This is a genomic window from Streptomyces sp. DSM 116795, from assembly GCF_055792905.1.
This window is the reverse complement of sequence record NZ_CM147707.1, coordinates 1,799,849-1,813,128: the sequence shown is the minus strand read 5'-3', so window position 1 is coordinate 1,813,128 and position 13,280 is coordinate 1,799,849. Positions and strand designations below refer to the sequence as shown.

9 protein-coding genes are annotated in these 13,280 nt (G+C 70.8%); 7 read left to right on the top strand and 2 right to left on the bottom strand.

Annotated elements, in window-relative coordinates:
- Window positions 1-275 precede the first annotated feature (275 nt).
- The 7 genes from ACSMXX_RS07680 to gltX all read left to right on the top strand — a co-directional run bounded on the left by ACSMXX_RS07680 (window position 276) and on the right by gltX (window position 12,147).
- The gene (locus ACSMXX_RS07680; RefSeq protein ID WP_473183280.1) at window positions 276-3,500 is read left to right on the top strand and encodes a sensor histidine kinase; all 3,225 of its coding nucleotides are present in this window, start codon (window positions 276-278) and stop codon (window positions 3,498-3,500) included.
- A 10-nt stretch (window positions 3,501-3,510) separates the two neighbouring features.
- Window positions 3,511-3,924, top strand: coding sequence for a roadblock/LC7 domain-containing protein (locus ACSMXX_RS07675; RefSeq protein WP_037975732.1), 414 nt, complete (start codon window positions 3,511-3,513; stop codon window positions 3,922-3,924).
- A 135-nt stretch (window positions 3,925-4,059) separates the two neighbouring features.
- Entirely contained in the window at window positions 4,060-4,740 is a 681-nt protein-coding gene (locus ACSMXX_RS07670) for a DUF742 domain-containing protein (RefSeq protein ID WP_473183279.1), read from the top strand.
- A complete protein-coding gene (locus ACSMXX_RS07665; protein WP_028435360.1) occupies window positions 4,721-5,305 on the top strand; it encodes a GTP-binding protein in 585 nt (194 codons plus the stop codon). Before ACSMXX_RS07670 ends, ACSMXX_RS07665 begins: the two co-directional genes overlap by 20 nt.
- A gap of 394 nt (window positions 5,306-5,699) precedes the next feature.
- Window positions 5,700-9,149, top strand: coding sequence for an NB-ARC domain-containing protein (locus tag ACSMXX_RS07660; protein ID WP_473183278.1), 3,450 nt, complete (start codon window positions 5,700-5,702; stop codon window positions 9,147-9,149).
- A 702-nt stretch (window positions 9,150-9,851) separates the two neighbouring features.
- Window positions 9,852-10,634 carry a fumarylacetoacetate hydrolase family protein gene (locus tag ACSMXX_RS07655; protein WP_473183277.1) on the top strand — a complete coding sequence of 261 codons (783 nt, stop codon included), beginning with the start codon at window positions 9,852-9,854 and terminating at the stop codon, window positions 10,632-10,634.
- Window position 10,635: 1 nt separating this feature from the next.
- On the top strand, window positions 10,636-12,147 hold the full coding sequence (gene gltX / locus ACSMXX_RS07650) for a glutamate--tRNA ligase (protein ID WP_473184683.1): 1,512 nt from the start codon (window positions 10,636-10,638) through the stop codon (window positions 12,145-12,147).
- Between the two features lie 75 nt (window positions 12,148-12,222).
- Here the strand turns inward: gltX and ACSMXX_RS07645 are convergent, their stop codons facing one another.
- Both ACSMXX_RS07645 and ACSMXX_RS07640 read right to left on the bottom strand, forming a co-directional pair.
- The gene (locus ACSMXX_RS07645) at window positions 12,223-12,552 is read right to left on the bottom strand and encodes a hypothetical protein (protein ID WP_473183276.1); all 330 of its coding nucleotides are present in this window, start codon (window positions 12,550-12,552) and stop codon (window positions 12,223-12,225) included.
- Between the two features lie 393 nt (window positions 12,553-12,945).
- The gene (locus ACSMXX_RS07640) at window positions 12,946-13,182 is read right to left on the bottom strand and encodes an alpha/beta fold hydrolase (RefSeq protein WP_473183275.1); all 237 of its coding nucleotides are present in this window, start codon (window positions 13,180-13,182) and stop codon (window positions 12,946-12,948) included.
- Window positions 13,183-13,280 lie beyond the last annotated feature (98 nt).

The window sequence follows — 13,280 nt, the reverse complement described above, 5'->3', positions numbered from 1 at the left end:
GTTCATAACGTTTCGACAGTGAATTACGTCGCCGTGAACACGGCTGGCGAGCAAAAGGCTTCACTCTGCTCACAAATCCTGGCCCCTTTGCCTCCGTTGCCCCTGTATGCCCGATTTCACAGGCCTGTGGGGCACTCGTTCCGCCCTCTCCGAGGTGTTTGGCGGCCGTCGCACTGACGTGCTGAAATGCGCTGAACTCAGCAGTAGCGAGTTGGCACGTCGCCGACCCATGGACGTCGGATACGGACACCGAGGGTCAAGAGGTGAGGAGTCGCGTGAGGCGAAGCAAGACGGGCGCTGCGACAGGAGCCCGGGTGGAGTCGAGGGGCAACTTCACTCCGCCGTCGCGGGTTTCGGTCACATCCGACCTGCCCGACGGCACAGGCGGGCCAGGAAGCCGCTTTGCCGTACGCAACTGGCGTGTGCGGACGAGGCTGTACGCCATCCTTCTCATACCCGTGATGGTGGGACTGGTCTTCGGCGGCTTCCGCGTGAACGACGCCATCGGCACTTGGAACGAGGCCGAGGACGCCCAGCGCACCGCCGAGCTCGTGCGCTCGGCCGCCACCTACGGCAACGCCCTCCTCGATGAGCGCGACCGCACCGCCGAACCGCTTCTCCAAGGGCGCCGTAACGATCCGGCAGTGGAGCGCGCCCGCACCGTCACCGACCGGGCCAAGAAGGACTTCGACCGCGCCGCGTCCGCCATGCCGGACAAGCCCGGACTCGAGCGCCGTCTCGCCGTCTTCCGCAAGGTGGAACCGAAGCTCGGCGCCCTGCGCTCAGCCGCCTACAGCAAGCGCCTCGGGGGAGTCGAGACCGAGGAGCGCTACGTCGCCGTCCAGCACCCGCTGATGGAGTTCGCCAACGAACTCGGCTTCGGCACGGGCAACATCACCTCTTACGGCCGCACCGTCTACGCGGTGTCACTGGGCAAGGGCGCCCAGTCCCTGGAGCGCTCCATCGGCATGCATCTGCTGGTGCGGCAGGGCCCGGGCAAGGCGGACGTGAAGCGGCAGTACACGGGTCTGACCTCGTACGCGTACCTGGAGCGCATCGCCCTCGAGGAGTACGTCGGCGGCGGCCGCCCGCAGGATGTGAAGCTCCTCAAGCAGGAGATGGCCAAGGCCGAGGCGAAGGGCAAGCAGCGCCAGGCCAAGGCCGAGGCGGCCGCGACCGCCGCCGGCAAAGACTTCGTCCCCCCGCCGAAGACCGAGAAGGCGATCCCCATGATCGTCTCCGGCGCCGGCAAGGAGGCGCTCGCGGCCAAGGGCGTGACGCCGGAGAGCTGGTTCGCGACGACCACCGGCAAGTTCGACGCCTACCGCGCGGTCGAGAAGGAGCTCACCGAGCTGGCCGTCGACGAGACTCAGCAGATCTCGGACGACGCCGCCCGCGACGCCGTGATCAACGCCCTCATCGTGCTGGTGGCCCTGCTGATCGCGTTCTTCCTCGCGGGCATGATGGCCCGCTCGATGAGCCGCAGCATGGGCAATCTGCGCAACGCCGCATTCGACGTCGCCGAGCAGCGGCTGCCGATGCTCGTCGACCAGCTCTCGCGTACGGACCCGGGCCGCGTCGACACACGCGTCGCACCCATCCCCATCGGGAGCACCGACGAGATCGGCGAAGTGGCCCGCGCCTTCGACCAGGTGCACCGCGAGGCCGTCCGTCTCGCAGCCGAACAGGCGCTGCTGCGCGGAAACGTCAACGCGATCTTCACCAACCTCTCCAGCCGCAACCAGGGCCTCATCGAGCGCCAACTCGGCCTGATCTCCGACCTGGAGAACAACGAGGCCGACCCGGACCAGCTCGAGAGCCTCTTCCGCCTGGACCACCTGGCCACCCGCATGCGGCGCAACGGCGAGAACCTCCTCGTCCTCGCGGGCGAGGAGCCCGGCCGCAGCTGGAACGAGCCGGTGCCGCTCGTCGACATCCTGCGCGCCGCGTCGTCCGAGGTGGAGCACTACGAGCGGATCGAGCTCTCCGGCGTCCCCGAGAGCGAGATCCACGGCCAGGTCGTCAACGACCTCGTGCACCTGCTCGCGGAGCTGCTGGAGAACGCCACCTCCTTCTCCTCCCCGCAGACGAAGGTCGACGTCACGGCCACTCGGCTGCCCGACGACCGGGTCGTGATCGAGATCCACGACAAGGGAGTCGGCCTGACCGCGGAGGACTTCGCGGACATCAATTACAAACTGGCCAATCCGCCCACCGTGGACGCCAGCCTCGCCCGCCGCATGGGCCTGTACGTCGTCGGCCGCCTCGCCGACCGCCACGGCATCCGCGTGCAGCTGCGCCCCTCGGGCGAGCAGATCGGCACGACGTGCCTGGTGATGCTCCCGCAGGGGATCACACAGGGCGGCGGTGGCGAGGAGGACGCCTACGAGGACTTCACCGTCTCGCGCATCATGCCGGAGGCGCCCGCGCCCCCGGAGCCCCCGCAGTACGGACGTGGCCTGCCGCCCTCCTCCCGTACGGCGGGCGAACTCGGCTTCGACGACGGGCGCTACGAGGTCCCCGACGATCTCTCCTCGCTCGGCCCGCTCGACTCCGTCGGGCGCGCGCAGCTGCGCGACGAGCGCCGGGAGGCGCTGGAGCCCCGGCCGGGCGGGCAGGACGAGCCCGCTGACCCGTACCAGCCGCGTCAGCCCCAGGAGCCGCGGGAATTCCAGGAGCGCCGCCCCGAGCCGCTGGAAACGTGGCAGCCGCAAGGGCAGTGGCAGGACCAGCAGGAGTGGCAGGAGCAGCAAGGGTGGCGGGAACAGCAGGAGTGGCGGGAGCGACAGGAATGGCGGGAGGGGCAGGAGGAGTGGCTCGAGCGGCAGCGCGGCCGGCAGGAGCCCCAGGACCGGCCTCCTGAGCAGGAGCAATCGCGGCAGGAGCCCCGGTTCCCCTCCCGGCCCTCGGACCCGTACGGTGAGCAGCCGCCGGTGCGTCAGCCCCAACTGCCCCACCAGCCTGAGCAGTTGCCCTCCCAGGGCAGTCCCCACGCCGCTCAGGGGCCCGAAGCGGAATCCGGTACGGGCGTTCACGAGAATGGCCGGGACCGCGTAGGCTTCGACCGTCCGGGCCCAGCCCCGAGCAGTTACCGCACCACAACCGGCGCAGGCCTGCCGCGCCGGGAGGCGGGGCGGTCACAGCAAGAGGACGGTCCGGCCGAGCAACACCAGCAGCACCAGCCTCAAGCGGAACCTTCCGAGGATTGGCGTAACGCCAACGACGAGCGCTGGAGCCGGGCAGGCCGGCTGCGTGACCCGCAGTCCAGTGGTCTCACGCCATCCGGCCTTCCCCGGCGGGTGCCCAGGGCCAACCTGGTCGCGGGCACCGCCGATGCGAACCCGCAGGGAGGCCCTATGGTCTCCCGGGCACCCGAGGACGTCCGTGGCAGGCTCAGCAACCTCCACCGCGGCGTACGCCGAGGGCGCGGCGCGGGTGACGCCCCCCAGAATGACCGACAGGGCTTCGGCCCCGGCAGCACCTACGATCAGGAGCGTTAGTGTGAGCCCGATGAGCCAGGCGGCGCAGAACCTGAACTGGTTGATCACCAACTTCGTGGACAGCACCCCAGGTGTGTCCCACACGGTGGTGGTCTCCGCGGACGGGCTTCTGCTCGCGATGTCCGAGGGCTTCCCGCGCGACCGCGCCGACCAGTTGGCGGCAGTCGCGTCCGGGCTTACCTCACTCACCGCCGGAGCCTCCCGGATCTTCGAGGGCGGCAGCGTGAACCAGACGGTTGTGGAGATGGAGCGAGGATTTCTCTTCATCATGTCCATCTCCGACGGTTCGGCGCTCGCGGTTCTCGCACATCCCGAGGCCGACATCGGACTTGTCGGCTACGAAATGGCGCTCCTCGTCGACCGCGCGGGCACGGTCCTCACCCCGGATCTCCGCGCCGAACTGCAAGGAAGCCTGCTGAACTAGTTCTCAACCGGCAGACAGGCAGTGCGCGTTGCGCCCGAGCGCCATAAGGTGCTTTAGGTGCGGGGCCGCTGAGACAGTGCCGGAGCAGGACGGAACAATGTGTGGCCCGCACGTCCGTGAGTCGGAGGAGGAAACATGACAATGCCCCCAGGCGGCCCGTCGTCGTACGGCAGCGGTCATGAGAACGGGCGTCCTAAGCGCTTCAACTTCCCCTCCACTCCCAGCCGGCACGCCGCCGGGCAGCAGCAGCCCGGCTACGAGCAGCAGGGGCCCGGGCAGCATCAGCAGCAGCCGCCGCCTCCCCCGCCCTCGCGCCGGCAACCCTCCCGGTACGACGAAGGGCTGTACGAGTCCTCGCGTTACGACCGGCGGCAGGAGCGGCGCCAGTACGACCAGGGGCCACCGCCCCGCATCCAGCCGGTGCAGCCTCAGCCGCGCAAGGACCCTGCCAACCAGGGCGGCCGCACCGAGCAGCAGCCGCTCGTGCGCCCGTATGCCATGACGGGTGGACGGACCCGTCCCCGCTACCAGCTCGCCATCGAGGCGCTGGTGCACACCTCGGCCGAACCCGCAAGGCTCCAGGGCCAGTTGCCCGAGCACCAGCGGATCTGCCGCCTGTGCTACGAGATCAAATCGGTAGCTGAGATCTCCGCACTTCTCACCATTCCCCTCGGCGTCGCCCGTATCCTCGTCGCCGACCTGGCCGAAGCGGGACTCGTCGCCATTCACCAGCCGGGCGGCGACGACACCAACTCCGACGGCCAGCCAGACGTGACACTGCTCGAAAGGGTGCTCAGTGGACTTCGGAAGCTCTAGCGGCGGCGCTGCTGCCCGTTCCACCACCTCCGCGAAGATCGTGGTTGCTGGCGGATTCGGTGTGGGCAAGACGACCTTCGTCGGTGCCGTGTCGGAGATCAATCCGCTGCGCACGGAAGCCGTGATGACTTCGGCGTCGGCGGGTATCGACGACCTGTCCCACACCGCCGACAAGACCACCACCACGGTGGCCATGGACTTCGGCCGCATCACCCTCGACCAGGACCTGATCCTCTACCTCTTCGGTACGCCAGGACAGGACCGCTTCTGGTTCATGTGGGACGACCTGGTCCGCGGCGCGATCGGCGCCGTCGTCCTGGTCGACACCCGCCGCCTCGCGGACTGCTTCCCCGCGGTGGACTACTTCGAGAACTCCGGTCTCCCCTTCGTGATCGCCCTCAACGGCTTCGACGGGCACCAGCCGTACACGCCGGAGGAGGTGCGCGAGGCCCTGCAGATCGGGCCCGACGCTCCGATCATCACCACCGACGCCCGTCACCGCGCGGACGCGAAGAGCGCGCTGATCACCTTGGTCGAGCACGCGCTGATGGCCCGGCTGCGCTAGCACGCCGCCGCGCGCCCCGCGCCGCCCGTACGACGAAGAGCCGGACCGGGAGTCCGGCTCTCGTCGTCTCTCCTGCTTCCTGCCGCTGAGCCCCAGGGGCCGGACTCGTACGGAACGCGAAGCCGCCCCCTCCCTGCCACTGGTTTAATTCCCGGGAGAGGTGCGGACACGGGGAGCGCGCAGTGGCGGACGGAGCGGAGCAACCGTCCTCGGACGGAGCAGCGCGGCCGCAGTCACCGGGTGGCGGCGCCGTTTACAACGAGGTCGGCGGGACGGTCCACGGTCCGGTGCTGCAGGCGCGGGACATCGTCGTCAACGTCGGCCAACAGCCGCCTCCTGGAGGCCGGGTCCGGCACTCCGCCGCTCAACTCCCTCCGTCCAGGGCCCGTTGCTCATGGCGCCCGCCAAGACGCACCGGATCGTGCCCCGCCCCGAGCTGACCGGCGAGGTCATCGGACGCCTCTGTGCCGAAGAGGGGGACGAACTCGTCGCCCTCACCGCCGTGTCCGGCATGGGCGGCATCGGCAAGACCACGGTGGCCGCCGAGTGCTGCCGCGATCCGCGCGTCCAGCGGCGGTTCTCCGACGGCGTGCTCTGGGTGACGCTCGGCGAGCAGGCCGAAGGCGCCGAGCTGGCAGGCAAGATCAACGACTTGGCCTCCCAGCTCTCCGGCAGCCACCCGCTGTTCACCGATCCGGAGCAGGCCGGGCACCACCTCGGCCGGCTCCTCGCGGACACCCGCTGTCTGCTCGTCGTCGACGACGTCTGGCGAGCCCGGCAGCTCGCGCCGTTCCTGCTGGGCGGCTCCGGCTGCCGTCGGCTGGTCACCACCCGGGTCCGGGTCGCGCTGCCGGACGCCACCGAGCCCGTGCTGGTCGACGCCATGACGCCGGACCAGGCTTGGGAACTGCTGACCGACGGACTGCCCGCCGCCACGGAGGACGATCTGGCGGCCCTGTTCGCCGGGACGGGCTCGTGGCCCGTGCTGCTCCGGCTCGTCAACGGCGCGCTGCGCCGGCACGTGCGCAGCGGGCTCGCTCTGCCCGCTGCCGCCGCACGGATCGCGCAGCAACTGGCAGCGCACGGCCCCACCGCGCTGGACGTCACGGACCCGGACCACCGCAGCGCCGCCGTCGCCGCGACCGTCGAGGCGAGTCTGTCGCTGCTGGACACGGGCCGCTTGCAGCGCTACCTCGAACTTGCCGTGTTCCCGGAGGACTTGGAGATTCCCGAGCCGACGCTGGCCGCGTACTGGGCACACACCGGGGGCGTCGGCAGGGCGGAGACGGAGCGCCTCTGCCAGGACCTGGCGGACCTGTCCCTCATCGACGTCTCCGTGGCGGAGGTGACGGCTGCGGATGTGACGGCCGCGGATGGGACGCGCGCGGATGGGACGTCCGTGAACGGGACGTCGCCTGGCCCGCCGGTCGCGGACGAGGCCCTCGCCGTCCCGCCCCTGGCCCTCCGCCTGCACGACGTCATGCGCGCCTATCTCCGGCACCGGGCGAGCCCCCAGCTGCGCGACCTGCACCGCGCGCTGCTCGACGCGCACCGGGGCGCCCTGCCGGACGCGCCACAGGACCACCTCCCCGCCACGGATCGCGGCGCCCCGCCCGCCACACGCCCGAAGCCCCCCGGCCGGTCCGCCTGGTGGGAGCTTCCCGCCGACGAGCCGTACCTGTGGCGCCAGTTGAGCCATCACCTGCAACAGGGGGGCTTGAAGGACGAGTTGAACGAGGTCGTCTGCGACCCCCGCTGGATCCTGGCCGTACTGGACCAGCACGGCCCGGCGCTACTGGAGTCCGATCTGAGCCGTGCGACGGGTCCGCTCGCAGAGACGCTGGGCCAGGCTGTCACCCAGAACGCACATCTGCTCGCCCGCGCCGGGGCGGGCAGCGGACTCGGCAGCACGCTGCTCGCCCGGCTGAGCGGATACCCCTCGCTCGACGCCTGGCGGACGGCGGCTCAGCACTTGTTGCCGCAGCCCCTGCTGAACCCGGCCTGGCCGCTTCCGGATCCCCACCACCCCGCGTTCCGCCGGGCGTTCCACCACGACACCGACAGCTTCCGTGCGGTGGCGATCAGCCCGGACGGCAGCTGGCTCGCCTGCGCCGTCGGCGAACGGGCGGAACTGTGGACGCCGTCCGGCACCCGGATCGCCGAACTGCCCGGCACCGGCGAGTGGATGACCGATGTGGCGATCAATCCGGATGGCACGGTGGTTACTGCGTCGCTGCACCGCACCGTGCAGGTCTGGAACACCGACGGCACGCGACGCGGCACCCCCGTCGACGAGCTCGATCACCTTTCCCAGCTGGCCGTCAGCCCGGACGGCAGCTGGCTGGCAGCGGCCCACAGCGGTCAGGACCACTCGATCCATGTGCGGAACGCCGACGGCACCCCACGGGCCGTCATCACCCACACCGGCCGGGTGAACGACATGGCCGTCAGTCCGAACGGCAGCTGCCTGGCGGTCTGCGCAAGCAACTACAGCGGGTACGGACGCAGTTCGCGCTCCGTCAGGCTGTTCAACCCCGACGGCACCCCGCGCCGCACCATCGACGGCACCGGCGCCTCCCTCGCCGTTCTCGCGTTCTCGCCATGCGGCACTTGGTTCGCCACCGGAAGCCGCAACAACCTGGACACCGGGACGCCCATCCAGATGTGGAACACCGACGGCACACCGCGCGGTGAGATCGATGACACCAGCTCGGTCCTCTGCCTGGCGGTGAGTCCGGACGGCAGCTGGCTCGCGGCGGGCACCGGCCACGGCGCCGTGCACCTGTGGAACACCGACGGCGCGGCGCGGGGCGTCCTCACCGGACACTCCAGCGAGATCACGGACCTGGCGATCAGCCCGGACGGCAGCTGGCTCGCCTCGACCAGCCACGACAAGACGCTGCGGCTGTGGAGCGTCGAGGGCGCCGGGCGCTCCCCGGAAGGGATCGCCGGCCGGGTCGTCCAGGCGGCGATCAGCCCGGACGGAGGCTGGCTTGCCGCCGTGGACGACAGCCGCACCGTTCGGCTGCTCAGCGCAGCCGGCGGGGAACTCCGCAGCTTCGTCTGCGAAAGCTACGCCCGTTGGCTGCATACCGTGGCGATCGCGCCGTGCGGGACCTGGCTGGCCGTGGCGGGAGACGAGGGCTTCGTCGAGCTGTGGAACAGCGACGGCACCACGCGCGCCGTCATCGAGGACGAAGAGGCCAGCTGGATCAACCGCGTCACCATCTCCCCGTGCGGCACGTGGTTCGTCACCACGGCGGACGAGGCCGGTGTACGGCTGTGGCACGCCGACGGCACTCCGCGCACCGAACTCATCGGCCACGACGGCGACTTGGGCGGCGACGTCTGGGACGTGGCGATCGCACCGTACGGCACCTGGCTCGCCACCGCGGGCCAGGACGGCACGGTCCGGCTGTGGGACGCCGACGGCACCCCCCGTGCCACGCTCCAGCGGGATGCCGGCGGCACGCCCCGTGCCACGCCCAGCCGGGCCTCCGGCCGCGTCTACACCCACAGCGTGGCGATCGCACCGTGCGGCACCTGGCTCGTCAGCGCGACCGAAAACGGAGCCGTCCGGCTGTGGGACTCCGACGGCACGCCGCGTGCGACGCTCACCGGTCACGTGGACGACGTCGTGGGCGTCGCCGTCAGCCCGGACGGCGACTGGCTCGCCACCAGCGGCCGGGACAAGACCGTCCGCCTGTGGGACACGACGACGCTGCGCTGCGTCACCTACCTCCGCGTGGACTCGGCGCTGGGCTCTCTGGCGTGGTTCCCGGCGGGCGACCGGCTCGCGGTCTGCGGCGAACTGGGCCTGTACGTCTTCGACGTCCGCGCGTGACTAGCCTGGCTATGCCGAGGTCCGACGGCCCCACGATGACGGGGAGTCGGGGCCCGTCATGTTCGTGGACCGCTCGTGCGCCTCGGGCGCGGCGCCGCGCAGCCCGTCGCGTCGAGCGGGGCCTCGCGCCGTGCGGGGCCGGGGCGGAGTCCCGGATGGCGAGGCGTCGCGCGTGCGTTGTGCGCGGCGGTCGTGGCTGCGCGGCGTGGGGCTGCGGGGGCCGTCGTACCGGTGGGGTGCCGGGGTGGGTGGCGGTGTCCTGGACCGGGAGGCGTCGCGCGTGCGTTGTGCGCCGTCGTCGTGCCGGCAGGGCGCGGCGCCGCGCAGCCCGTCGCGTCGAGCTAGGGCCTCGCGCCGTGCGGGGCCGGGGCGGAGTCCCGGATGGCGAGGCGTCGCGCGTGCGTTGTGCGCGGCGGTCGTGGCTGCGCGGCGTGGGGCTGCGGGGGCCGTCGTACCGGTGGGGTGCCGGGGTGGGTGGCGGTGTCCTGGACCGGGAGGCGTCGCGCGTGCGTTGTGCGCCGTCGTCGTGCCGGCAGGGCGCGGCGCCGCGCAGCCCGTCGCGTCGAGCTAGGGCCTCGCGCCGAGCGGGCCCGGAGGCGGAGCCCCGGCGGGGAGGGTGGGGCGGCGCCCCACCGTGCCCCATCGCATACGCTGGAGCGTCGTCAACCCCGTCCGGCCAGACCTGAAGGGCAGCCCGAACCCGTGCGCATCGCAAGATTCTCCCTCGACGGAAACGTCGCATTCGGCGTCGTGGAAGGGGACGCGGAGACCGAAGGCGGCCCCGTCCTCGACATCATCAAGGGCCACCCCTTCGCGGAGTTCGAGCGTTCGGGGCAGAAGCTCCCGCTGGACAAGGTCCGCCTGCTGCCGCCCGTACTGCCCAACAAGGTCGTCGCGATCGGCCGCAACTACGCCGAGCACGCCAAGGAGATGGGCAACGAGATCCCGGACGCCCCGGTCGTCTTCTTCAAGCCGTCCACTTCCGTGTGCGGCCCCCACGACCCCGTCACCTACCCCTCCTTCTCCTCCGAGGTGCACTACGAGGCCGAACTGGCCGTTGTCATCGGCCGGTTGTGCAAGGACGTGCCACGCGAGCGCGTCAAGGACGTGATCCTCGGCTACACCTGCGGCAACGACATCACCGCCCGCGACATCCAGCGCGCCGAGTCCCAGTGGGCCCGCGCCAAGGGCTTCGACACCTCGTGCCCGCTCGGCCCCTGGGTCGAGACCGAGCTGGACGCCTCCGACCTCGGCGTGATGTGCACCGTCAACGGCGAGCAGCGGCAGCTCGGCCGTACGAGCGAGATGGTCCGCTCCGTCGAGGACCTGGTCGTCCATATCACCGAGGCCATGACCCTGCTGCCAGGCGACGTCCTCCTCACAGGCACCCCGGCCGGCGTCGGGCCCCTCACCGTCGGCGACGAGGTCGCCGTCACCATCGAAGGCATCGGCACTCTCACCAACAAGGTGGTCAAGCGTGACTGACGTGACCGCGACCGCGACCCCGAAGGACGTCCGCGTCCGCTTCTGCCCCTCCCCGACGGGCAACCCCCACGTCGGCCTCGTACGGACCGCCCTGTTCAACTGGGCGTTCGCGCGCCACCACGGCGGCACCCTCGTCTTCCGCATCGAGGACACCGACGCGGCCCGCGACACCGAGGAGTCCTACGAGCAGCTCCTGGACGCCATGCGCTGGCTCGGCCTCGACTGGGACGAGGGCCCCACGGCCTTCGACGCGGCCCACGGCGGCAGCGGCGGCCCGCACGGCCCCTACCGCCAGTCCCAGCGCACCGAGATCTACGCCGACGTCGCCGCCAGGCTCCAGGAGAGCGGCCACGCCTACCCCTGCTACTGCACCGCCGAGGAGCTGGAGGTCCGCCGCGAGGCCGCCCGCAAGGCCGGCAGGCCCTCCGGTTACGACGGCAAGTGCCGCGACCTGACCGCGGAGCAGATCGCCGCGTACGAGGCCGAAGGGCGCACGCACATCGTCCGCTTCCGCATGCCGGACGAGCCGATCACCTTCACCGACCTGGTGCGCGGAGACCTGACGTTCGCCCCGGAGAACGTCACCGACTACGGCATCGTCCGCGCCAACGGCGCCCCGCTCTACACGCTCGTCAACCCCGTCGACGACGCGCTCATGGAGATCACGCACGTGCTGCGCGGCGAGGACCTGCTCTCCTCCACCCCGCGCCAGATCGCCCTCTACCGCGCCCTGGCGGAGCTCGGCGTCGGCAACGGCGCGACGCCCGCGTTCGGCCATCTCCCGTACGTCATGGGGGAGGGCAACAAGAAGCTCTCCAAGCGCGACCCGCAGGCGTCCCTCAACCTCTACCGCGAGCGCGGCTTCCTGCCCCAGGGCCTGCTCAACTACCTTTCCCTGCTCGGCTGGTCGATCTCCGAGGACCGCGACATCTTCACCCTCGACGAGATGATCGCCGCCTTCGACATCACCGACGTCAACGCCAACCCGGCCCGCTTCGACCTGAAGAAGTGCGAGGCCATCAACGCCACGCACCTGCGCGAGATGCCGCTCGCCGACTTCGTCTCCGCGTGCGAGCCGTGGCTGCGCGCCCCGTACGCACCATGGCCGCCGGAGGCCTTCGACCAGGCCGCCTTCGAGGAACTGGCCCCGCTGGCCCAGACCCGCCTCACGGTCCTCTCCGACATCACAGCGAACGTCGACTTCCTCTTCCTGGACGAGCCTGCCGAGGACGAGGCGTCCTGGGCGAAGGCGATGAAGCCCGGCGCGGAGGACGTGCTGCGCACGGCCCGTACGAAGCTCGCCGACGCCGACTGGAAGGCCGAGGCCCTCAAGGACGCCGTGCTCGCGGCCGGCGAGGAGCACGGCCTCAAACTCGGCAAGGCCCAGGCCCCGGTCCGCGTGGCGGCCACGGGCCGCACGGTCGGCCTCCCGCTCTTCGAGTCCCTCGAACTCCTCGGCCGCGAGCGCACGTTGGCACGCGTTGACGCGGCACTGGCGAAGCTGGCGGCATAGCCGGCGGCAGAGACCATGCAAGACGAAGACCCGGACGAGAGTCCGGGTCTTCATCAGTGCCATAGGGGCAGTGGGCTACCACGCGTCAACAACGCACAGAGGAGCCCCGGTGGGCGTGTCGCCGCACACGGCGCGGGACAGGTTCGAGATCTTGGTCCACTCTCCCGCGTCGACCACCACCGGCAGCCCCCCGGCCGCGTGCTTGACGACATACGGGCGCTCGAACGTGAAGGCGTCGACATCGACCCCGCTCCACCATCCCCCTGCCGAGCCCGACTTGAGGGTGTGGTTCTGAGAGCAGTGCGCATCCTCGTGGTCGGGGATCATTCCGCCGCTCCAGTTCCACACCGGGCACTCCACGCTCCCGTTCTCTGGCCCTGCCCGAAGCTCCAGGGTGTAGGCCATGGGGGAGCCACTTGCATTGGACACCCCGCCGCACAGCGCGTCCCAAGGGCCGTTACAGGTACCACGGACGGAGACATCACGTTCCCCGCCCTTCCCGGCCGCCTGCGCCGACGGAGCCACCGTGAGTGCCCCGCCCACCGCAACGGCCGTAGCAGCTGCCAAGACCGTGATCCTTTGACGTAGGCGCATCGTTCCCCTCCTCCTCACGCCATCCCCCGAGGGGCGTGATCCCCGTAACCGCATCGCGCGGTCAGACCAGCAGAGTCCGACATCGCCATGCACCGGACAACCTTCTTCGGGCGAGCCCGAAAGTCTCACCGCGCACACCGCAACCGAGCGACAGTGCGCAAGTCCGTCCGGACGGGCGGCAGTCGGGGACGGACGCCGGTGCTGTCACCCGTCGAGGAAAGCTGCGGTGGCCGCCACGAACGCGTCGGCGTCGTCGAGCCACGGGTGGTGTCCGGCTCCGGGCTGTACGACCAGCTCGGCGTTCGGAAGCAACGCGGCGAACTCGCCCATCGTGGGCGCGGGAGCACCCACATCGACCTCCCCTGCCAGCAGGAACACCGGCGCTGCGAACCGGGCGAGCGCCGCGCGGGTGGCCTCGGGATCGAAAGCGATGGAAGGCAATGGGCACAGCACACTCATCGCAAAATTGGATGAGGTGAGTCCACTCGCTCATCGACATGCAATGATCAGTCGTCAGGCCCTCCGGCCGGAGGAATCCC

Excerpts from the sequence above, each read along its gene's own strand:
- ACSMXX_RS07660 (WP_473183278.1), top strand. The coding sequence starts at position 5,700 with ATGGCGCCCGCCAAGACGCACCGGATCGTGCCCCGCCCCGAGCTGACC.
- ACSMXX_RS07645 (WP_473183276.1), bottom strand. The coding sequence starts at position 12,552 with ATGGCCTACACCCTGGAGCTTCGGGCAGGGCCAGAGAACGGGAGCGTG.
- ACSMXX_RS07670 (WP_473183279.1), top strand. The coding sequence starts at position 4,060 with ATGACAATGCCCCCAGGCGGCCCGTCGTCGTACGGCAGCGGTCATGAG.
- ACSMXX_RS07675 (WP_037975732.1), top strand. The coding sequence starts at position 3,511 with ATGAGCCAGGCGGCGCAGAACCTGAACTGGTTGATCACCAACTTCGTG.